This is a genomic window from Gordonia zhenghanii, assembly GCF_021738965.1.
GTDB lineage: Bacteria > Actinomycetota > Actinomycetes > Mycobacteriales > Mycobacteriaceae > Gordonia > Gordonia zhenghanii.
On record NZ_JAKKOQ010000004.1, the window covers coordinates 20,596 to 41,424 of the forward strand.

The window sequence follows — 20,829 nt, forward strand, 5'->3', positions numbered from 1 at the left end:
TCGACGTATGGCGAAGCGATTGATCGACGTACTGCTCATCGTCGTCGCGACCGCCATCGCGATCGCCGTCGCGTTGTGGCTCACGCCGATGCAGACGGTCGAGGCGGTCGGTCAGACGATCCGGGTCGGGGCGACGGCTCCGTCGTGGTCATGGAGCGGTCCAGGACAGGTCGACCTGTTCGGGCAGGAACTGCCGACGACGGTCGAGTTCTCGGGGCCGATCAGGCCGCGCCTGGAGCTGACCGACCTCCAACTGACGGAGCAGCTGACCGGCCTCGCCGGCCCGGACAGCGACGAGTCCACGCGCTCTGCGGCGCAGAGCGAGCTGACCGACGCGCTCGTCACGGGCTGGCGCGATTACTTGATCCTGCAGGTGCTGATCGTGCTGGCCGTGACGGTGCTGCTGCTCGGAGCAGTCGCCGGATGGCAGCGGCGACCGATGCGACCGTCGATCACGTTCGTCGTGGTCGGTGCACTGATCGCCGTGACGGTGAACGTCGGCGCGTTCGTCGCCACCGCGTTCTCCACCGCCGATCAACTGCGGGAGATCGATTCCCTCGCCTCACTGGTCGGCGCCGCACCCGCAGCGACGCCCGCACCGCGAGCGGCTCCGGCTGGCGAGGCGGGGAAAGTCGTGGTGATCGGGGACTCCACCGCGGCCGGGATCGGGAACTCGCCACTGGCCGATCCGACTCCCGAGGACACCGCGTGCGAGCGGACCAGCGGATCGTTCGCGGCCGCACTGGACAAGTCCACGGGCTGGGGCGTCACGAACCTGGCCTGCAGCAGCGCGACGATCCGGGAAGGGCTGCTCGGCGACCAGGAGCGAGGCGGCGAACAGGTGCCGCCACAGTTGGCGCGAGCGCTGGCGGCAGCGCCGGGTGCGCTGATCATCAGTGTCGGCGCGAACGACGTCCGCTGGTCGCAGATGATCGGCCTGTGCGCCACGCTGCCCGACTGCGGCGGGGCCGCGGCGGACGCGTACTTCCGCCAGCAGTTGAGCGCGTTCACCCGCGACTACCTGGTCCTGCTCACCCAGTTGCGGTCGTTGCCGAATCCGCCGACCGTCGTCATCAACCAGTACTACGACCCGCTGTCGGGCGACACCGACTGCGTACGGGATCTCGGCATCACGGCGGAGAAGGAAGAGATTCTCCGCGGATGGCTGCAGTCGATGAACACCGTCCTCGCGGAAGGTGCCCGCGCGTCGTCGTTCCAGACCGCGCAGCCGTCGTTCGCAGGTCACGGGGTGTGCGCCAAGGGTCCGTTCGTGCAGGCGATAGATGGAGCAGCGCCGCTGCACCCGACCACGGCGGGCGGTCTGGCGATCGCGCTCGCGGACCAGGCTGCGCTCCTCGAGTCCGGGTTCCGGTAGCCGGGCGACGCGCCGCCCCGTGCACTTCGTGCCGGTCCAGATAGACTCGGGAGGGTGAGCACACGAGAAGACGGCAGGGCCGACAACGAGTTGCGCCCCATCAAGTTCACCCGCGGATTCACCTCGCATCCGGCGGGATCGGTTCTAGTGGAGTTCGGGAACACGCGTGTCATGTGCACCGCGTCGGTCACCGAAGGAGTCCCGTCCTGGCGACGCGGCTCCGGCCTCGGTTGGCTGACCGCGGAGTACTCGATGCTGCCCGCGGCCACCCACGAGCGGAACAAGCGTGAATCAGTGCGCGGAAAGATCGGCGGCCGCACCCACGAGATCAGTCGCCTCGTCGGCCGGTCGTTGCGTGCGTGCATCGACCTCGCCGCGCTCGGCGAGAACACCGTCGCCATCGACTGCGACGTGCTGCAGGCCGACGGCGGCACCCGTACCGCAGCGATCACCGGCGCGTACGTAGCGCTCGCCGACGCAGTCACCTGGCTCGGCGCGGCAGGCAAGCTCAACGACCCGCAGCCGCTGTCGTGCGTCATCGCAGCGATCAGCGTCGGCGTCGTCGACGGCCGGGTCCGCCTGGACCTCCCGTACGAGGAGGACTCGCGCGCCGAAGTCGACATGAACGTGGTCGCCACCGATGCGGGCACCCTCGTCGAGCTTCAGGGCACCGGCGAAGGCGCGACGTTCCCGCGCCGCACCCTCGATGCGATGCTCGACGTCGCGACGGCAGGCATCGAACAGATCGTGCAGGCTCAGCAGGACGCACTCGCCGAGCCGTACCCGGGCGTGCTGCCCACCGCGTCGAAGTGACGACACGCGTTCTGCTGGCATCGGGGAACGCGAAGAAGCTCGCCGAGCTCCGGCGCATGGTGGACGGTGCTGCGATCACCGGCCTCGACGTGCTCGGACTCGGCGACGTCGATGCATATCCCGAGCCCGTCGAGGACGGGGCGTCGTTCGAGGAGAATGCGCTGATCAAGGCGCGTGAAGCGGTGGCCCGCACCGGTCTCCCGTCGCTCGCCGACGACTCCGGGATCACCGTCGACGCGCTCAACGGCATGCCGGGCATCCTGTCTGCGCGGTGGAGCGGCGGCAAGGGGGATGCCGCGAACAACGAACTGTTGCTCGCGCAGATCGCCGACGTCCCGCAGCAACGCCGTGGGGCCGGATTCGTGTCGGTCTGCGCCCTCGTCCTGCCGGACGGCTCGGAGAAGATCGTGCGTGGCGAATGGCGCGGTGCGATCGTGCAGGAGTCTCGCGGGGGCGGCGGCTTCGGCTACGACCCGCTGTTTCTGCCGGACGACGCGGCCGACGGGCGTACCGCAGGCGAGTTGAGCCCGGCGGAGAAGGACGCGCGCAGTCATCGGCACCAGGCGTTGGTGCAGTTGCTGCCTGCGTTGGCCGAACTCGCGGGTTAGCGACCGATCACGGGTCGTACCCCGGTCAGAGGTCGTATTGGGCCTTCACGTCGCGCGTGCGGATGTGCTCGAAGTAGAACGACAGGAACGGGATGGTTCCGGCGATGGCGGTCGCGATCAGCTTGCCGATCGGCCAGCGCACGCGGATGCTCAGATCGACCGTCATGATCAGGTAGATGAAGTAGATCCAGCCGTGCGCCACACCGACCCAGCCGTAGCCGTCGACGCCGAAGCCGTATTTGGCGATCATCTCGGCGACCAGCAGGAGCAGCCAGACACCGGTGATCCACGCGAGCACGCGGTAGCGCAGCAGGGCGCCGCGTACTCGGTCCTTCTGGGCCTCGGAGACCGGGGCAGCCGTCTCGGGCGTGGGGGAGTCGAGATTATTGTCCGTCACGTATCGATCCTTCGGTGCAGTCACGCGTCGTCGCGCCGGTCGTTGAGTTCGCTGAGATACCGGTTGTACTCGGCCATTTGGTCGTCCGGCGCATCGTCGAGCGGGGCGAGTGTCGGATCGGCCGCATCCGGACGAGGGGGAAGCACCCCATCGGGGATCTCGGTGGGACCGCGTCTGGCCGTCTCTTCGACGAATCCGTCCGGGTCGGCCTCCATCACCACGAACCGTCGATACGCGTAGACGACGGCGATCGCGAAAGCGGGCCACTGCAAGGCGTATCCGAGATTCTGGAAGCTGCCCGACGTCGATTCGAAGCGTCCCCACTGCCACCACGCGAGTGCGAGGCAGGCACCAGCAGCGACGACGACCAGTGCGATCAACGCGGGTCGATGTCGTTTCTGGACGGGGGGCGATGCATCGGTCACGACCTCCACGGTACCTGTCGCGGAGAAGCGACCTGCCTCACAGCATCGCCTCGATCCAGGCTAGGGGCGGCCGTCGGGCTCGTCGACGGTCCCCGAACGGGGAGGACGCATTCGGCGGCGAACGCCGCGGCGACCGCGACCAGCCAACCGCCGATCACGTCCGACGGTCGATGCCATTGCAGTCCGACGACGGCGACCGACACCGCGGTCGCACCCACGAGCGAACAGACGGTCACGAGACGCCTGATCCGTGCCGGGCTGACCGCGATGAGTGCGAACGCTGCGGCCCCGAAGGCGGCGACGGTGTTCGACGGGAAGGAATTGTTCGCCGCGCCGACGCCGAGCGCAGGCCGCTCGAGGCCGGTCTTGAGCGCGATCGCGGCCACGACCGCGCCGATCACCAGGATCGCGGCGTGCGCGGCGAGACGTGCCGACCGGCGACCGGCGCAGATCACGCCGAGCACCAGACCGATGCCCGCCAGTACCGCCAGTTGATGATCACCGAGCCACCCGCTGGTCGGAGTGTCACTCCCGAAGTGTGCCGCCCACGACTGCATCGTCTGCTCGTCGGACGCCTGCCCCGGGTACGACTGGACGAACACAGCGAACGTTCCGGCGAGCAAGGCGAGCGCGATGAGGGCGCCCGCGAACGCGGTCGCGCGGCGGGTGATGGCGGACATGACCTCCACCGTGCCCTAATCGTGTCACTGGATGCATCCATGGCGGCCCCGGAGTGTCGCGATCGGGACGCAACGTGCCTCGGTACAGCGGCAGAGCAGCGCCGACGTGACGTTCCCGACAGCTAGACCGGGTCGGGAGCGTCCTGCGCTTCGTCCGCAGTCGGCTGGGCCGACAGGTAGCGCTCGCGGGAGTCGTCGAGCTCGTCGAGCCACGCGGTGTGGTGGATGGTCGCCATCGTTCCCGTCATCACCGACCGGTACGGCTGATCGCGGTAGGTGAGGATGTTCGTCTTCTTGTCCTTCTTCCACGCGAGGAAGGTGTCGACGACCTCGTCGAGATCGAACATCGGGTAGTCGGTCTGCTCGATGAGATCGCGGATGTAGGCGGCTTGGAAGCGGACGGCCGCCGGGTCGTCGTCCACCTCGGCGTAGGCGGTCAGCCACTCGTCGATGTGCGCTTGGCGGGCGTCGGCGTCGGGGAGTGCGAAGCGGCCGAGGATCACGTCGCGTACGAACCACGCCTGCGCGTCGAACATGTTGAACGTGAACCACTGATCTTGCGCGCCCAGATAGTGGATCTGCGGGTTCGCCTGCCACGTCACGCCGCGGTACAGGCCGGTGGGATACAGATTGTTCGGCGAATCGATCTGGGCTTCGTGCGGCAGGAACGGATAGTGGTGCAGGTAGCCGGTGCACAGGATCACGGCGTCGAACTCGCGTGAGGAGCCGTCGACGAACGTCGCATTCGGTCCGTCGAACCGGGCGACCTGAGGCACCTCGTCGACGCCCTCCGGCCACGCGAAGCCTTGCGGGCCGGACCGGTAGCTCATGGTGACGTGCCGCGCGCCCATCTTGTGCGACTGGATGCCGATGTCCTCGGCCGAGTAGGAGCCGCCGATGAGGAGTAGACGCTGACCCGCGAATCGTTCGGCGCCGCGGAACTCGTGCGCGTGGATCACTTCACCGGGGAAGGTCTCGATGCCGTCGAAGTCGGGGACGTTGGGGAACGAGAAGTGGCCGGTGGCGACGATGATCTCGTCGAACACCTCGGTAAGCGTTCTCTTGTTCTTCACGTCGTCCACGGTGACGGTGAATGTCTGTGTCTCGTCGTCGAACTCGGTCCGCCGAACGGCATGTGCGAACAACACACTGTCTTTGACACCCGACTGCGCCGCGCGACCGTCGATGTAGTCCCACAGGACCTCACGCGGCGGATACGAGGAGATAGGCCGACCGAAGTGCTCGTCGAACGTGTACTCCGCGAACTCAAGCGCCTCCTTCGGGCCGTTGGACCACAGGTTGCGGTACATGCTCGAATGCACGGGTTCGCCGTAGTGGTCGGTTCCGGTGCGCCAGGTGAAGTTCCACTGGCCGCCCCAGTCGTCCTGCTTCTCGTAACAGACGATCTCGGGCACGTCGACGCCGTCCCGCTCCGCCGACTTGAAAGCGCGCAGGGCGGCCATGCCACTCGGCCCCGCGCCAATGATCGCAATCCTTTTTCTCTGCTGCACAAACGCCTTCCCACCCGCGAGAATCTCCCCGGATGCCACGTCCACTGTCGGTAGCGAGCGCTGCTGAAGTCAACTTCGCACCGACTCGACGCCTCCGGTGTCGTCGGTGTTACCCGTAGGTGACCGATTCCTCGCATGCGGGACCCGCCGACCAGTGCGTTCGCCGACGTCACCACGATTGTTCCAACCGACCGGAGGGACATCGACGATGAACGACCGTCAGATCACGCTGCGTTTCATGGCGGCGCCGACAGATGTGGCGACGATCGGAGGTGGCGTGCGCGGCGGCCGGATCCTTGAATGGGTCGATAAGGCCGCCTATGCGTGCGCTGCCGCGTGGTCGGGCGGATACAGCGTGACCGCGTACGTCGGAAACACCAGTTTCGGCCGCGACATCGCTTCCGGCGACCTCGTCGAGGTCACGGCCACTCTCATCCACACCGGACGGACGAGCATGCACATCGAATGCGAAGTGCGGTCGGCAGATCCACGTGTCGGCACCTTCACCCAGGCGAGCCGCTGCCTGCTCGTGTTCGTCGCCGTCGACGAGGGCGGGGCTCCGACGCCGGTGCGCCAATGGGTGCCGATGCGCGCCGAGGACGTCGCCCGGGACAGATTCGCGTGCGACCGCTCAGAGATCCGCGGCAGGATCACCACGGCGATGGCCGGGGCCGACTACTCCGGCGCGACCGCAGCGCAGGAGGCGTCGACCCGATTCCTCGCGGCGCCGACCGACGTCAACTGGGGCGGCAAGGCGCATGGTGGCCGCGTGATGGGGTGGATCGACGACGCCGCCTACCTGTGCGCGGTCCGGTGGTGGTCGGGGGAGGCGGTCACGGTGTACATGGGCGGTGTCCGCTTCTACCGGCCGATTCACATCGGTCAGGTGGTCGACGTGAGCGCGCGTCTGATTCACACCGGCCGCCAGACGATGCACGTCGCCGTCCACGTCTACGCGCACTGGCCGCGCGAAGGCGCGCACACGAGACTGCTTGCGGCTCATAGCCTGACCGTTCTCGCTGCGCTCGACACCGCGGGCGACGCGACAGACGTCGTGCCCTGGGCTCCGCAACTGCCGAGGGACGTCGCATTGGACCGTCATGCGCGAGAACTGATCGCGATCCGTGGGCGCAGATCGCCTGCGACGGAACACCGGATGGTCGAGATCTAGGCTGCGCGAGATCGGCGCGGCCCGAGTGTCGACACCTGTGCGCGAGGGGGGACTTGAACCCCCACGTCCTGAGACACTGGAACCTAAATCCAGCGCGTCTGCCAATTCCGCCACTCGCGCATGCACACGGCGCGCGTGTGCATGAACACTGTACCGGTAGTCTCGGGCCGTGACGGCATACCCTCTGGCTGATTCCGCCCTCGTCGATGCGCTCGGCAATGCCCTGCGCGCAGCTGACTTCTCGTCGGACGGGATCGACGGACTCCTCGGCGACCAAGCGGGGCAGGCGCTTCTGAACGGGACGTGGTGGCCGGCCCTGCGTGCGACCCGCCGAGTCCCCGTGGACAAGCAGGCGCTCGCGACGTTGGTCCGGCTGTTCCTCCTCGGTTCGACGGAACCGGAGTCGGAGGTCGACGCGGCATTCGCCGGGGTCGCCGTGGATGCGCTCGTCGACGGCGAGGTCCTCGCCCGCGATGAGGACGGGATCCGCGCGCTGCTCGACATCCGGCCGCACGGCAGTGACGACTCCGACTATCTGGTCGTCGCCGATCAGGACGCGTCCATGCGGCCCGGAGCCGTTGCCCACGATCATGTGCTCGGGATCGGCGGCGCATCGATGTCGTTGGCGCAGGCAGTGATTCGCACGCCTGCCGCGCGAGCGCTCGATCTCGGGACCGGCTGCGGTGTTCAGGCGCTCCATATGAACGGCCACTGCGGCGAGATCGTGGCGACCGACACCAACCCGCGAGCGCTAGCGCTCGCGGCGGCCACCGCACGTCTCAACGGAACGGCCTGGGATCTCCGGGAGGGCAGCCTGTTCGACCCGGTCGAGGGGGAGAGTTTCGACCTGATCGTGTCCAACCCGCCGTTCGTCGTCGGCACTGGAGCGCAGGATTACATCTATCGAGACTCCGGCATCGTCGGCGACGGAGTGAGTCGTCAGCTCATCGAGAACGCCGGAACCCATCTGAAGCCGGGCGGCGTCGCCCAGCTGCTCGCCAACTGGATCGTCTACGACGAGGACGAGTGGGACCACCGGGTCCGCTCGTGGGTCGAGGCGAGCGGGCTCGACGCGTGGGTCGTGCAACGCGAGCTCGCCGACCCGATCTCCTATATCTCGCTATGGGTCTCGGATGCGGGAGAGTCGTCCGCGGATGCGGCCCGGCGCGGAGCCGACTGGCTCGACTGGTTCGAACGCGAAGGGATCGTCGGCATCGGCATGGGGTCGGTGACCCTGCGTAAGCCGGTCGAGGACAGGTCGGCCGACGTCGTCATCGAGGAGATCGCTGCGGCAGGCCAGGAGGTCACCGGTTTCGAGGCGCAGGCCTGGTTCTCCCGCCGCGACTTCCTGCGGACCACGACGGACGACGGTCTGCTGGCAGCTCGGTTACGGACGTCGCCGGTCTTCCTCGAGTCTCAGTCGTTGCCCGGCGACGACGGTTGGCAGCAAGTCGGTGCTTCGGTCACCCGGCCGGGCGGCCCGGGCGCTGTCCTCGGCGTGGACGAAGTACTCACCGCGCTCATCGCGGGGTGCCGGGGCGAAGTGCCACTCGGCGCACTGATCACCCTGTTGGCGCAGTTCCACGGCGTCGACGCGGATGCGCTCACGGAAGCAGCGATGCCGAGCGTTCGCGAGGCGATCGGGCGAGGAATCCTGTTCGTCGTCGAGTGACAGCGGCTGCAGATGTTTGGAAATTCAGGCGGCTCAGGGCCCTCCGAGGGAATATTTCCCTCCGACCCACCTGTCCCGCCTGAATTTCTCGGCACCGGACATCCGGTCAGCGTCGGGCGTATTCGTCGACGTAGTCGAGGTCGCCGAGCTCCCGGATCGCTGCCATCAGGCGGTCGGTGCCCGTGCGGACGTCGCGGTCGGGACCGAGGAGGGTCGACGCGTCGACTGGATCGCCGATCTGGACGGTGACACGGCCGGGGACCACTCGCCGAGTGCCGGGCGGGTTGACCTCGGCGGTTCCGTGGAGTGCGACGGGGACCACTTGTGCTTCGGGCACGCGTGCTGCGACGCGCATCGCCCCGGTGTGGCCACGATGAAGACGTGCGTCCGGCGATCGTGTGCCCTCCGGGTAGATCGCCCAGACGTCCCCGCGGTCGAGGACGCGTTCGGCGGCATCGAGCGCAGCGGCGTCGCCCGAGCGGTCCACCGGAATCTGTCCGGTGCCGCTGACGAAGGCGCGCGAGGCGAGGCCGCGGACGTCGGGCGCGGTGAAGTATTCGGCCTTGGCGAAGAACGAGAGCCGCCGCCGAATCGCCAGCGGGAGGACGAGAGAGTCGATCTCCGCGAGGTGATTCGCGGCGATGATCACCGGCCCGTGCCGAGGCACCTTGTCTGCACCGGTCACCACGAGGTCGAGCCGCAGACGCAGAGCCGGACCGAGAAGCACATGCTTGCAGAGCGGATACAGCAGATGGGGCGTGGCCGGCACGAGGCCTCCATGAATCGAGGGAATTGGTAGACGGTGTCTACTCGACAGTGTGGGCGAGCCGGTAGACACTGTCAACATGGTTGAGGACACTCGAGTACGTCTCGTCGCGGCCGGTGTCGCGATCGTCGACGAAGGTGGGTTCCGCGACGTCGGGGTGCGGGCCGTCGCGGCTAGGGTCGGCATCTCCCACGGTGCGCCGCGTCGGTACTTCGCCACGCTCGACGCACTTCTGGCGGCGATAGCCGCCGAAGGCGTCGCGGACCTCGACGCAGTCCTCCGACCGGCCATCGAAGTCGGTGTCGGGGACGCAGCCGTCGCGTACTGGCGCTTCGCGAATGAGCGGCCCGGAATGTTCGAACTCATCTTTCGTCACGACGTCCTCGACGGAGCCGGTGGTCGGCTACGGGAGACTACGGGTACCTGGTTCGGCGCCCTCGCCGATCAGATCGGTGACGTAGAGCAAGCGCTGACCTGCTGGTCGGCCGTGCACGGCCTATGCGTGCTCGCGGCGACGCGGGTTCCGGACGCAGTCGGGGTGGTGGTCGACGAAGCGACCGTGCGGCGCGTGGCCGAGCGCAGCACGGGGGTCTCGACTCCGCTCGACCAGCGGAGGACCCGCCTCGACCAGCGCAGCGGCTCAGGAAACAGCGTCTAGCGCGGCGGAGAGGTCGGCGCGGAGGTCGGCGACGTCTTCCAGGCCGACCGAGAAGCGGAGGTGGCCGTACTTCCGGAAGCCCTCCGGGTACGCGGCGACGCGCGGACCCGTGGTTCCCACGTGGACGATCAGCGACTCGTCGTGGCCGACGGAGACCGCCGACGTGATCACGCGCAAGGCGGCGACGAAGCGGTTCTGCAGGTCCGGGTCGCCCGTCAACGCGAAGGACATGATCCCGCCGAAGCCCGCGTCCGGGCCCGCGACTCCGCCGAACTGACGGACCGCGACCTCGTGCTGCGGATGCGACTCGAGTCCCGGGTACGCGACGTAGGCGATTCGCTCATCAGCCTCCAGGAACCGGGCCAGTTCGAGTGCCGACGCCTGGTGCTGCCGAAGTCGCAGCGGCAAGGTCACCGAACCGCGCATGATCAGCCATGCGTTGAACGGTGAGATGACCCCGCCGACGTCCACCATGGCCTCGGACCGGATCGGCTCGACGGCGTCGGCGCGGCCGACGACGGCGCCGCCCATCGCGTCGCCGTGACCGTTGATGTACTTCGTCAGCGAATGCACGACGAGGTCGGCTCCGTGATCGAGCGGACGAAACAACGGCGGGGGAGTGAACGTCGAGTCGACGACGAGCAGCGCGTCGCCCGCATGCGCGATCTCTGCGAGCGCGGCGATGTCGGAGACCTTGGTCGTCGGGTTCGCGATCACCTCGGTGACGATCAGTCGGGTGTTCGGGCGCATCGCCCCGCGCACCGCGTCGAGGTCGGCGATGTCGACGAACGTGGCCTCGATCCCGTACTTGCGCGGGAGCAGCGAGGTCCACAGCTTGTACGTCGCCTCATAGGTCGCATCGGCGACGACCACGTGGTCGCCGACCGACACATGCCCGAAGAACACGGCGTGCAGAGCGGCGACACCGGACGCCAGGGCGACGGCGTCCTCACCGCGGTCGAGCGCCGCCAACTTGTTCTGCAGCGCGATCTGATTGACGCCGGTGTTGCGGGTATAGGTCAGATGCTCGGGATTGGACCAGTCCATCGTGGACGGATCCTCAGGGAGCCGGTACGAGTTGGCCATCGTGATCGGCACCCGGATCGCGGAGCCCTCCGCATCGGAACCGGGCGCATGGTTGCCGCCGTGGACACTCCACGTCTGTTCGCCGACGGTCGACGGATCGCGCCGGTCGGGTCGTTGATTCCCCGGTTGTTGATTCCTGTCGGATTGTTGATGCGCTGTCATGACACCCTCTCTGCTCGCCGAACCCGGGTCGACGCTGCGTGCGCGGCCCGGACGGGCAGTCGGTGCAGCTTGTCGATCCCGAATCGGGTGCGGGCCTCGGCCCACGCCCAACACACCGCGTAGACGCCGAGAGCCAGCCCGACGGCGAGGCCCTGCGACCACGGGCGCTCGATCAGCACCGCGGGAATCGTCAGGAGGCACGTCGCCTGGATGACGTAGGCGTCGAGGCTGCGGGCGCCGGTCGAGACCAGCGGACGCAGCACGTCGCGACGAGTCCAGCGTAGGACTCGGGTCAGCACGCCGTACAAGGTGGTCATGACGAGAAAGGCGACGACGACCCGGATCGGGCCGAGGCGCACCTTGTCGATCAGGAACTCGGCGTCGGGCAGGACGTCGGGGGACCGAATCACGTCTTCGATGGTGAACGCGACCGCCACCGACACCGCGATCAGCACGGGGAGCGCGTTGTCGATGCGCTCAGGCATCCGCCACGTCTCCCACTGCCAGCCGACGACGAGGGCCAGCATGAAGACGATCTGCCACGCCGCCCAGTTCTGGATGCCGTACCAGTCGGGCGCCGAGTGGATCATCATCCAGGAGGCAGGCCACAGGTGGCTGGCCACGTACAGCGCGATCGACGCCGCGGCGACGACCGGCCACAGTCCGCGCACCAGCAGCGCGATTGCTCCGACCGCTATCACCATCATGATCAGGTACATGAGCAGGATGTTTCCGCCGCTCGGCAGGTACCGAAGGGTCAACGCCCACTCGATCTTCGACCCGACGTCGGGGCGGTACGGCAGCACCGCGATCTCGCGGAACTCACGGCCGGTCATCGCCGATGCCACCCAGACGGCGATCAATCCGATCACCGCCTGGCACACGTAGAGCACCGCGATCCGCTGGGCCAGGCGAGTCAGGCTGTAGCGCAACGAGAATCGCTGCGTCCACCGTCGGTGGACGATGCCGAGAACGAGTCCGGACAGCAACACGAACGCACTCATCCCGTCCATGTACGGGAATGAGTGCGTCGGCTCAGCAGCCCAGGTGCCGTCGGCGAAGTGAAGACTGACCATGCTCCAGATGGCCAAGCCTCGCAACGCATCGATCGCGAGGTCGCGCCTCACCGGACGGTGGAGCGTGACCCCGCGAACGGTGTCAGATCAGATCGATTCACGTGTACAGGTCGGCGATCGCCTGCTTGTACGAGTCATGGATGACGTTGCGCTTGAGTTTCATCGTCGGTGTCAGTTCACCGCTCTCGATCGTGAAGTCGGTGTCGAGCACCGAGTACTTCTTGATCGCCTCCGCGTTGGAGACCTTCGAATTCGCCTCGGCGACAGCGGCGTCCAACTCGGCGCGGACGTCGGCGTTGCTCGTCAGCTCCGACAGCGGGGTCGACGCGGGGAGGCCGTGACGCTCCAACCACCCGGGGAGTGCTTCCGGGTCGAGAGTGATGAGCGCTGCGATGAACGGCTTCTTGTCGCCGACGACGAGGCACTGGCTCACCAGCGGGTGCGCGCGGATCGAGTCCTCGAGCTGTGCCGGCGAGACGTTCTTGCCGCCCGCGGTGACGATCAGCTCCTTCTTGCGGCCGGTGATGAACAGGTAGCCGTCCTCGAGACGTCCGATGTCGCCGGTGTGGAACCAGCCGTCGCGGATGGAGTCGGCGGTGGCCTGCTCGTTCTGCCAATAGCCGGAGAACACCATTCCGCCGCGCAGCAGGATCTCGCCGTCCTCGGCGATCTTGATCGTCACGCCGGGCACCGGTCGGCCCACGGAGCCGATGCGGCTGTGCTCCTCGTTGTTGGCGGTGACCGCTGCCGTGGTCTCCGACAGTCCGTAGCCCTCGTACACGGGGATGCCTGCGCCGCGGAAGAAGTGGCCGAGGCGGTCGCCGAGCGCCGCGCCGCCTGCGATCGCGCCCTCGCACTCGCCGCCGAGCGCGTCACGAAGCTTGGTGTAGACGAGCTTGTCGAAGACCGCGTGCTTGATCTTGAGCGCCAGTCCCGCGCTTCCCGACTCGGTGGCCCGGCTGTACGCGATCGACGTGTCGACGGCCTTGGCGAAGATCGCGCCCTTGCCGCCGTCGATCGCTTTCTGCTCGGCCGAGTTGTACACCTTCTCGAACACGCGCGGCACCGACAGGACGTAGCTCGGCTTGAACACGCCGAGGTCGGCGACGAGATTCGGAATGTCGTTGGTGTGTCCGAGGATGACCCCGTTCTCGACACAGCCGACGGCGACGACGCGGGCGAAGACGTGGGCCAGCGGCAGGAACAGGAGCGTCGACTTGCCCTCCTGCAGACCGCTGCCGACGGCCTCTGCCGTCGCGACGACTTCCTCGAGGAAGTTCTGGTGCGTCAGTACGACGCCCTTGGGCCGGCCGGTGGTGCCCGACGTGTAGATCAGGGTCGCGGCGTCGGCGGCTTTCGCGTTCGCCTCGCGCTCGTCGAGCGTGGACGACGGAATGTCGGCTCCGCGCTTGCGCAGCGAGTTCAGTGCGCCGTCTTCGATGACAAGGGTCTCACGCAGTTCGGGCGCCGCGGCGATCACTTCTTGGTGCCTACTGCGGTGACCTGCGTTCTCCACGATCAGAATCGACGAGCCGGAGTCGGTGAGGATCCACTCGACCTGATCGGGCGACGACGTCTCGTAGATGGCGACCGTCGTGGCGCCGGTGCGCCAGATCGCGTAGTCGATGACGCTCCACTCGTACCGTGTGCCCGACAGCAGTGCGATCCGATCGCCGGGCTTGGCCCCCGCTGCGATCAGGCCTTTCGCGATCTCGTCGACCTCGTCGGCGAACTGGGATGCGGTCACGGTTACCCAGTTGCCCGCGTCGGTGCGGCGCTTGAACAGCGGCAGCGTGGGACGCTGCGAGCGGTACTCCTGCAGCTTGGTGATCGTCGTCGTGTTCGGGTCGACGGTGGCGATGGAGGGAGTGGCGTACTCCTGCATCATGAATCCCCTTCGGCGGAAATGCGCAACTCAGACGGCGCTGGATATGTGAGTCGCACAGTACCGTAGACAGAGGTGAGGGGTGTCACAGGCCTAATTCGGGGTAGCATCTATAGGCGATGACTACCGAAAACCCTGATTCTGCCGCTTCCGATTCCACCAGCGGTTCCACCCCGGTCCCCACGTTCGACGACTTCGGTATCGACGACCGTGTGCGTGCGGCAATCGATGAGGTCGGATACGAGACCCCGTCGCCGATCCAGGCGGCGACCATTCCACCCCTGATGAACGGGCGTGACGTCGTCGGTCTGGCCCAGACCGGCACCGGTAAGACCGCGGCGTTCGCGATCCCGGTCCTGTCGAATCTCGACACGTCCGCCCGTAAGCCGCAGGCCCTCATCCTGGCGCCGACGCGCGAACTCGCCCTCCAGGTCTCGGAGGCGTTCGCCCGCTATGCGAGCAAGATGCCCGAGGTCAAAGTCCTGCCGATCTACGGCGGACAGAGCTACGGCGTCCAACTCGCGGGGCTCCGGCGTGGCGCTCAGGTGATCGTCGGAACGCCCGGCCGCGTGATCGACCACCTGGACAAGGGGACTCTGGACCTGTCCCAGCTCGAGTTCCTGGTGCTCGACGAGGCCGACGAGATGCTCACCATGGGCTTCGCCGAAGACGTGGAGCGCATCCTTGCGGACACTCCCGACCGCAAGCAGGTCGCGCTGTTCTCGGCGACGATGCCCGCGTCTATCGGTCGCCTTGCTCGCAAGTACCTCAACGACCCGCAAGAGGTCACGGTCAAGGCGAAGACCGGTACCGCGCAGAACATCACGCAGAAGTACCTGCAGGTCTCGCACCACCGGAAGCTCGACGCGCTGACCCGCATCCTCGAGGTCGAGCAGTTCGACGGGATGATCCTGTTCGTGCGCACCAAATCGGCGACCGAAGAGCTCGCCGAGAAGCTGCGCTCGCGTGGACTGTCGGCGCAGGCGATCAACGGCGACATGGTGCAGGCGCAGCGTGAGCGCACCATCAACCAGCTCAAGGACGGTTCGCTCGACATCCTGGTCGCGACCGACGTGGCCGCCCGCGGTCTCGACGTCGACCGGATCTCGCATGTCGTCAACTACGACATCCCGCACGACGTCGAGTCGTATGTGCACCGCATCGGACGTACCGGCCGTGCCGGACGATCGGGAATCGCGTTGCTGTTCGTCTCCCCGCGGGAACGCCATCTACTGCGGTCGATCGAACGGCATACGCGCCAGCAGCTCGAGGAGATGGACCTCCCCAGCGTCGACGATGTGAACGCTCAGCGCGTGGTCAAGTTCGCGGACTCGATCACGGCGAATCTCGGATCGGACCATCTCGACATGTTCCGCGGCCTGGTGGAGAACTACGCCCGCGAGAACGACGTCACGATGGCCGACATCGCCGCCGCACTCGCGCTCGAGTCCCGCGACGGAGCCTTCCTGATGGCTCCGGACCCGCCGGCCAGCCAGCGTCGTGACCGTCCCGAACGCGAGCAGCGTGATCGTGCCCCGCGCGGAGGCGGCGGTCAGTTCGCGACGTACCGCATCGCGGTCGGTCGCAAGCACAAGGTGTCGCCGGGCGCCATCGTCGGAGCCATCGCGAACGAGGGCGGGCTGACGCGCGGAGACTTCGGCAACATCAGCATCCGCGACGACTTCTCGCTCGTCGAGCTCCCGAACGATCTCGACGCGGCCACCCTCAACCTGCTCAAGCACACGCGGATCGGCAAGACCCCGATCGACATCCGCGTCGACATGGGTGCGCCGCGGGGCCGCGGAGGCCAGAAGTACAACAAGCGCGACGGCTACAACAAGCGTTCGCCGCGGGTCGCGGGTCGCGGTCGGGGTTAGTCCCGAGCGGCCTCGTCGGGGTCGTCAGTCTGCGTCGATCACTCGCTGCAGCTGAGGGCCCCACAGGGCAATCACCTCCTCGCGGGTGAGGTCGGCGAACAGCGGTACCCGGATGAGGTAGCGCATCGTCGCCACGCCGAACAGCATGCTCACGGCGACGCGCGCCGTCTCGAGAGAGACCCCTGCGGAGTCGGCGACGAGCGGAACCATCTCGGTCGACGCGAATTCGCCGAACGAGTTGGCGCGGCCCTCGTCGTTGACCACGGACCGCAGCAGGCCCTGCATCGCACTGCCGGTCTGCGCGCCCTCCCAGACGCCGGTGAACTCGGTGATCATCCGTTCGCCGAGCCGGTCGCGCGGTCCGTCGGTCGCTCGCCGGACCTGCTCGGCCGGATCGACCGGTACCTCGAGAGCGGCGACGAAAAGGCCGTGCTTGCTTCCGAAGTAGTAGGGGACCAGCGCTACGTCCACTCCGGCTTCGGCGGCGACAGCGCGCATCGACGTGTTCTTGAATCCGTTGCGCCCGAAGAGCTTCTGCGCTGCGCGCAGAATGTCGTCGCGGGTGGTGGAGTCGCCTGCGCGCCGTCCGGGGCGACGGGGAGAGCCTTCGGTCATATCGCCGAGTCTACCCCTATTTCAACGTGTGTTGACTTGTTCACCGCATCGTCGTACCGTGTCGATCAACATACGTTGAAATAGTTTGGAGGCTGGACATGTCGTCGACTGTCCGCAATCTGGTCGGCGTCGTCGTCGGTCTCGCGATCGTGATTCCACTGGTGCTGCTGATGTTCATCTCTCCTGCATCGAAGGGGGCCCCGCATGATCTGCCGATCGGCGTCGTCGGGCCGCAGTCTGCAGCGGAGTCCGTCGACGCGATGCTCGACGAACGTCAGCCGGGGGCCTTCGAGGTCGAGGCGTTCGCCGACGTCGATGCGTTGCGCACGGCAGCCGAGAACCGCGACGTGTACGGCGGATTCGTCCTCGGCGGGGCGCCGCAGACGGTGATCGCCACCGGCGCGAGCCCAGCAGTCGCGACGATGGTGGTCGAGATCGGGGCGGGCGTTGCAGCACAGTCGGGTACGACGCCGACGGTCGTCGACGTCGCACCGGCCGCCGACGGCGACCCGCGGGGTGCGGGCTTCGGCTCGATGGTGATGCCGGTGTTCATGGCGGGCGCGGCCCTCGGCGCCGCGGCCGCGCTGGTCGGTCGGCGTCGACGCATCATCGCGGCCGTTCTGCCCGTTGGCGCTGCTCTGGTGGCGGCGAGTGCGATCGGCGTCGCGACCTGGATCGGCGTGCTGTCCGGCAGTTTCGCACTCGAATGGCTGGTGCTGGCTGCGGGCATCCTGGCGATCGCCGCGCCGGTCGCGGGTCTGGTGTCGCTCACCGGAGTGCGGGGGATCGGCGTGGCAGCTCTCCTGTTCATGCTGGTCGGCATGCCGCTCGCAGGAATCGCGGCACCGCCGGAGTTCCTCCCCTGGATCTGGGGCGACCTCGGCCAACTGCTGCCCCTCGGTGCAACGGGCACGGCGCTGCGCAGCGCAGCATTCTTTGACGGGGCAGGGTCCTTCGCTGCCTGGTCGGTGCTCGCGGGCTGGATCGTCGCCGGCTACCTGCTTCTGGGCGTGTCCCGGCGCCGGGAGGCTCCAGTGGAGGAGTCGGTGCAGGCGCCGGAGCTCACACCTGTGTGAGCCGTCGTCGGACCTCGACGCGGCAACGATGCGCGGTCTGTTGATGAATCGTCAGCTCGGCCCATCTGTCCGCGAGGTCGTCGGTCGGCGACTCCTCGCACGCCAACGCCATCCGGGACAGCAGCGCGGTGTAACCGCGCCGGTACCAGTGGTCGATGACCGCGATCGCGAGGTGCGGCACGTCGGCTCCGCCCGGCAGCGGTCCCTGTCCGGTCGGTGCTCCGATCTCGAGGAGCACCTCACGCAGACCCGCCCGCGCCTTCGGGTCGGTCAGGCCTTCGGCCAACAGTGTCGGGGTGACGGGTGCGCCGTCTCCGACGCGGGCGACGACGTTGGCGAAGACACGTGCGTGGGCCGGCCTCAGGAACAACGCTGCGTCGACGGGAAGGCCGGTGCCGTCAGACCGTTCGGTGCCGATCATCGCGTGAACGGCCGCGGCCGTCACGGGATCCGGAGCCCAGATCAATGCGGTGAGGAACTCCAGTTCCAATCGAATCGTGTCGTCGACGGGATAGAGGTCGGGCCGCTCGTCGTCGCTCACGCGCGAATACTATCGCCCGTCCACTCCTCGTCGCCGGTCCATGAGGAGATCGGGGAGCATCTGCGCCGCAGGCCCGGCGAGCCGTACGCTCGCGAGCGCAGTCACCGCAGACGAATCCGGATTCACCTCGACGACCGGCACACCTGCCGCAGCGGCGCGCTCGGGGAGTTCGGCGGCGGGATAGACGACACCGGTCGTGCCGACGACGATCATCAGATCCGCCTCGCCGACGGCGTTCTCGGCGCGCAACCAGTCGCCCGACGGCAGAGACTCGCCGAACCAGACGACACCGGGACGCAGCGTCGAACCGCACAGCGGACACGCCGGTCGAGGGTTCGCCACCGCGACGTCAGGCGACTCCGCTCGTCCGCAGTCCTGACATCGGGGCGCGAACAGGCTGCCGTGCAGATGGCTTGTGACGACACTGCCCGCCCGCTCGTGCAGATCGTCGACGTTCTGGGTGACGACCGTGACGGTGACGCCGGGGCGTCGGCCGAGTTCGGCGACCGCGAGGTGTCCCGCGTTGGGCGTCACCGACCGCACTCGAGTAGCGCGGTCGGCGTACCAGGCCCACACCAGGTCGGGGTCGTTCGCCCACCCCTCGGGGGAGGCGAGCGTCATCGGATCGTGGTTCTCCCACATCCCGGTCAACGCGTCGCGGAAGGTGGGGATCCCGCTCTCCGCGGACATCCCGGCTCCGGTGAAGACGACGATCGACGACGCGGCGTCGAGCAGGTCGCGTGCGCCGTCGAGGCCCGCGGTGCTCATTTCTGCGCCGCGATCGCCGTACGGAGTTGCGCCGCAGTCGATTCCAAATCACCCGGACGGCGAGTGAGAAACCCTTTCGCGAACGTCAGCTTGTCACCCGACCGGCGTGGGACCACATGGACGTGCGTGTGGAACACCGTCTGCATCGCGGCCCGGCCGTCGTTGAGCGCGAGGTTGACCCCGTCGGCGCCGAACTCGGATCCCTTCAACGCGTTCGCGATCCGCTGTGCCGCCGACAACAGGGGAGTCCCGAACGACGGATCGAGATCGGCGAGGCCGGACGAGTGCGTGCGCGGGACGACCAGGGTGTGGCCTCGTGCGACGGGTGCGCGGTCGAGGAAGGCGACCACGTCGTCGTCGGAGTAGACCACATGTGCCGGACCGTGCCCGGCGACGATGTCGCAGAAGACGCACGCGTCGTGAGTCATCAGCTGTGCCCGGAGGTGCAGACCCAGTCGTAGATGTAGCCACCCTCGGCGTTGTACCGGGCGTACGACTCGGCTTCGGCCAGACTCGGCCCGCTGCCGTAACCCCAGTAGGTAGAGCTCTGGGCGATCGCACCGCAGCCGTTGCTGAACTGGACCACGATGTGGCAGTCGTCGTAGTAGCAGTAGCTCATCGCGGTGTCGGCGGCCTTCGACGGGTCCTGGTAGTCCCACGACCGGCCGGTCTGCCCGGTGCTCGGAGAGAGCGCGATCGCCCCGTAGTACGAGGCGGCATCGGCGGGTGCCGGGTCGACGAAGGACGGGACCGTCAATGCCGAACCGACGCCGAGGGCGATCAGACTCGCAGTGACGAGGCGTGTGCGAATGCTCATGATTACTTTCTCCTGGCTCGGTACTGGGCTCAGTTGGTCTTGTCGCGAGTGGGCTCGCCCGACTTGGGTGCGTCCGGCTTCTTGGTCGGAGCCTGGACATCGGTCGGCTTCTCGACGTCGACGCTCTTGTTCCATTCGTTCAGGTCGACGGTCATGGTGACGCGCTCGGTAGGACTCACGACGACGCGAGCCACCTGGTTGTCGCCGGTGGTGATGAAGATGGTGGCGTCGTACGTGCCGTCGCTGCCAGGCCCTTCGGCAGCGGTCGACGTCAGGCCCGACAGGGTCTTCCCGGTGACGGTTCCGGTGATCTTGGTGGTCGCCGTTCCGTCGATGGTCTCCTCGCCGGCCTCCTGTGCGCCGTCGACGTTGCGCAGGATGTTCGCCACGCCTGCCTCGGGATCGAGGATCTTGGAGATGTCGTAGATCGAGCGTCCGTCGCCGTAGTCCTGGAATCCGGCGCCGTCGACGTTCGTGTAGAGCGTGCCGTCGATGTAGACGAAGGGGGCGTCGACACTCTTGCCGCCCATGTTCAGCGTGGTGGTGCCCTCGCCCTCGAGCTTCGGCTTGGTCTCGATGTCGGCGTCGACCTTCGTGGCGTTGATGCTCTGCAACTGTCCGTCGACGGAGAGGACGACGTGGGCGCCGGTCAGCGCCTGCGTCGCGGTCGCGGCCGCCTCCAGTGTGGACTCCGCTCCCGCATCCGATGCCGGCTTCGTCTGATCGTCGTCACTGCTGGAGCAGCCCGTCAGGACCATGGCTGCCGTGATCGCGGTGGCGAATCCGCCTGCGATCAAACGGTGTGGACGGTTCATGAAACGGTCTCCTTCTTCTCCCCCGTGGGCGCCAG

22 protein-coding genes and 1 tRNA gene are annotated in these 20,829 nt (G+C 67.5%); 8 read left to right on the plus strand and 15 right to left on the minus strand.

The window, feature by feature from the left end; genetic code table 11:
* Window positions 1-7 precede the first annotated feature (7 nt).
* Genes L5G32_RS03710 through L5G32_RS03720 form a run of 3 tightly spaced genes read left to right on the plus strand, consistent with a single transcriptional unit; the run spans window position 8 to window position 2,796 of the window.
* Window positions 8-1,375 carry a GDSL-type esterase/lipase family protein gene (locus tag L5G32_RS03710; RefSeq protein ID WP_237009681.1) on the plus strand — a complete coding sequence of 456 codons (1,368 nt, stop codon included), beginning with the start codon at window positions 8-10 and terminating at the stop codon, window positions 1,373-1,375.
* Window positions 1,376-1,429: 54 nt separating this feature from the next.
* Window positions 1,430-2,188: a ribonuclease PH gene (gene rph / locus L5G32_RS03715; RefSeq protein WP_237009682.1), complete on the plus strand. Its 759-nt coding sequence runs from the start codon at window positions 1,430-1,432 to the stop codon at window positions 2,186-2,188.
* Window positions 2,185-2,796, plus strand: coding sequence for a non-canonical purine NTP pyrophosphatase (locus tag L5G32_RS03720; RefSeq protein WP_308192009.1), 612 nt, complete (start codon window positions 2,185-2,187; stop codon window positions 2,794-2,796). Before rph ends, L5G32_RS03720 begins: the two co-directional genes overlap by 4 nt.
* Window positions 2,797-2,821: 25 nt before the next feature.
* Here L5G32_RS03720 and L5G32_RS03725 read toward each other — a convergent pair whose 3' ends face one another.
* The 4 genes from L5G32_RS03725 to L5G32_RS03740 all read right to left on the minus strand — a co-directional run bounded on the left by L5G32_RS03725 (window position 2,822) and on the right by L5G32_RS03740 (window position 5,761).
* Window positions 2,822-3,193 carry a DUF3817 domain-containing protein gene (locus L5G32_RS03725; protein ID WP_372491629.1) on the minus strand — a complete coding sequence of 124 codons (372 nt, stop codon included), beginning with the start codon at window positions 3,191-3,193 and terminating at the stop codon, window positions 2,822-2,824.
* 20 nt (window positions 3,194-3,213) lie between these two features.
* Window positions 3,214-3,618, minus strand: a complete 405-nt coding sequence (locus tag L5G32_RS03730; protein ID WP_237009683.1) for a transcriptional regulator — start codon at window positions 3,616-3,618, stop codon at window positions 3,214-3,216.
* On the minus strand, window positions 3,615-4,298 hold the full coding sequence (locus tag L5G32_RS03735; protein WP_237009684.1) for a phosphatase PAP2 family protein: 684 nt from the start codon (window positions 4,296-4,298) through the stop codon (window positions 3,615-3,617). Before L5G32_RS03735 ends, L5G32_RS03730 begins: the two co-directional genes overlap by 4 nt.
* 122 nt (window positions 4,299-4,420) lie before the next feature.
* A complete protein-coding gene (locus L5G32_RS03740) occupies window positions 4,421-5,761 on the minus strand; it encodes a trimethylamine monooxygenase (protein WP_237009685.1) in 1,341 nt (446 codons plus the stop codon).
* A gap of 256 nt (window positions 5,762-6,017) precedes the next feature.
* On the opposite strand from L5G32_RS03740, the gene L5G32_RS03745 reads away from it, so the two are divergent.
* Window positions 6,018-6,980, plus strand: coding sequence for an acyl-CoA thioesterase (locus tag L5G32_RS03745; RefSeq protein WP_237009686.1), 963 nt, complete (start codon window positions 6,018-6,020; stop codon window positions 6,978-6,980).
* Window positions 6,981-7,018: 38 nt separating this feature from the next.
* Here L5G32_RS03745 and L5G32_RS03750 read toward each other — a convergent pair.
* Window positions 7,019-7,100 (minus strand) — tRNA-Leu (locus tag L5G32_RS03750).
* A 49-nt stretch (window positions 7,101-7,149) separates the two neighbouring features.
* Here L5G32_RS03750 and L5G32_RS03755 point away from each other — a divergent pair.
* Window positions 7,150-8,652 carry a DUF7782 domain-containing protein gene (locus L5G32_RS03755; RefSeq protein ID WP_237009687.1) on the plus strand — a complete coding sequence of 501 codons (1,503 nt, stop codon included), beginning with the start codon at window positions 7,150-7,152 and terminating at the stop codon, window positions 8,650-8,652.
* A gap of 106 nt (window positions 8,653-8,758) precedes the next feature.
* On the opposite strand, the gene L5G32_RS03760 is transcribed toward L5G32_RS03755, so the two are convergent.
* Window positions 8,759-9,403 (minus strand): lysophospholipid acyltransferase family protein, encoded by a 645-nt coding sequence (locus L5G32_RS03760; protein WP_265738675.1) that lies wholly within the window; start codon window positions 9,401-9,403, stop codon window positions 8,759-8,761.
* Window positions 9,404-9,497: 94 nt separating this feature from the next.
* On the opposite strand from L5G32_RS03760, the gene L5G32_RS03765 reads away from it, so the two are divergent.
* Window positions 9,498-10,076 carry a TetR/AcrR family transcriptional regulator gene (locus L5G32_RS03765; protein WP_237009689.1) on the plus strand — a complete coding sequence of 193 codons (579 nt, stop codon included), beginning with the start codon at window positions 9,498-9,500 and terminating at the stop codon, window positions 10,074-10,076.
* Here L5G32_RS03765 and L5G32_RS03770 read toward each other — a convergent pair.
* From L5G32_RS03770 to L5G32_RS03780, 3 genes are read right to left on the minus strand one after another with little or no spacing between them, the layout of a single operon-like run.
* On the minus strand, window positions 10,059-11,324 hold the full coding sequence (locus tag L5G32_RS03770) for a trans-sulfuration enzyme family protein (RefSeq protein WP_237009690.1): 1,266 nt from the start codon (window positions 11,322-11,324) through the stop codon (window positions 10,059-10,061). The two genes, L5G32_RS03765 and L5G32_RS03770, sit on opposite strands and share 18 nt — an antisense overlap.
* Complete coding sequence (gene opgC / locus L5G32_RS03775) at window positions 11,321-12,451, minus strand: OpgC domain-containing protein (protein WP_237009691.1); 1,131 nt, start codon at window positions 12,449-12,451, stop codon at window positions 11,321-11,323. Before opgC ends, L5G32_RS03770 begins: the two co-directional genes overlap by 4 nt.
* 46 nt (window positions 12,452-12,497) lie before the next feature.
* Complete coding sequence (locus L5G32_RS03780) at window positions 12,498-14,288, minus strand: AMP-dependent synthetase/ligase (RefSeq protein ID WP_237009692.1); 1,791 nt, start codon at window positions 14,286-14,288, stop codon at window positions 12,498-12,500.
* A 116-nt stretch (window positions 14,289-14,404) separates the two neighbouring features.
* On the opposite strand from L5G32_RS03780, the gene L5G32_RS03785 reads away from it, so the two are divergent.
* Window positions 14,405-16,162: a DEAD/DEAH box helicase gene (locus L5G32_RS03785; RefSeq protein WP_237009693.1), complete on the plus strand. Its 1,758-nt coding sequence runs from the start codon at window positions 14,405-14,407 to the stop codon at window positions 16,160-16,162.
* Between the two features lie 24 nt (window positions 16,163-16,186).
* On the opposite strand, the gene L5G32_RS03790 is transcribed toward L5G32_RS03785, so the two are convergent.
* On the minus strand, window positions 16,187-16,777 hold the full coding sequence (locus tag L5G32_RS03790; RefSeq protein WP_237009694.1) for a TetR/AcrR family transcriptional regulator: 591 nt from the start codon (window positions 16,775-16,777) through the stop codon (window positions 16,187-16,189).
* A gap of 98 nt (window positions 16,778-16,875) precedes the next feature.
* Between L5G32_RS03790 and L5G32_RS03795 the strand changes: the two genes are divergently transcribed.
* The gene (locus tag L5G32_RS03795; RefSeq protein WP_237009695.1) at window positions 16,876-17,853 is read left to right on the plus strand and encodes an ABC transporter permease; all 978 of its coding nucleotides are present in this window, start codon (window positions 16,876-16,878) and stop codon (window positions 17,851-17,853) included.
* On the opposite strand, the gene L5G32_RS03800 is transcribed toward L5G32_RS03795, so the two are convergent.
* From L5G32_RS03800 to L5G32_RS03820, 5 genes are read right to left on the minus strand one after another with little or no spacing between them, the layout of a single operon-like run.
* Complete coding sequence (locus L5G32_RS03800) at window positions 17,840-18,394, minus strand: hypothetical protein (protein WP_237009696.1); 555 nt, start codon at window positions 18,392-18,394, stop codon at window positions 17,840-17,842. The two genes, L5G32_RS03795 and L5G32_RS03800, sit on opposite strands and share 14 nt — an antisense overlap.
* 9 nt (window positions 18,395-18,403) lie before the next feature.
* A complete protein-coding gene (locus L5G32_RS03805) occupies window positions 18,404-19,162 on the minus strand; it encodes an SIR2 family NAD-dependent protein deacylase (protein WP_237009697.1) in 759 nt (252 codons plus the stop codon).
* The gene (locus L5G32_RS03810; protein WP_237009698.1) at window positions 19,159-19,590 is read right to left on the minus strand and encodes an HIT family protein; all 432 of its coding nucleotides are present in this window, start codon (window positions 19,588-19,590) and stop codon (window positions 19,159-19,161) included. The genes L5G32_RS03805 and L5G32_RS03810 overlap by 4 nt, the downstream gene beginning before the upstream one ends.
* Entirely contained in the window at window positions 19,590-19,979 is a 390-nt protein-coding gene (locus L5G32_RS03815) for a DUF4189 domain-containing protein (protein ID WP_237009699.1), read from the minus strand. Before L5G32_RS03815 ends, L5G32_RS03810 begins: the two co-directional genes overlap by 1 nt.
* 29 nt (window positions 19,980-20,008) lie before the next feature.
* Window positions 20,009-20,794 carry an LppX_LprAFG lipoprotein gene (locus tag L5G32_RS03820; protein ID WP_237009700.1) on the minus strand — a complete coding sequence of 262 codons (786 nt, stop codon included), beginning with the start codon at window positions 20,792-20,794 and terminating at the stop codon, window positions 20,009-20,011.
* Window positions 20,795-20,829: the final 35 nt, after the last annotated feature.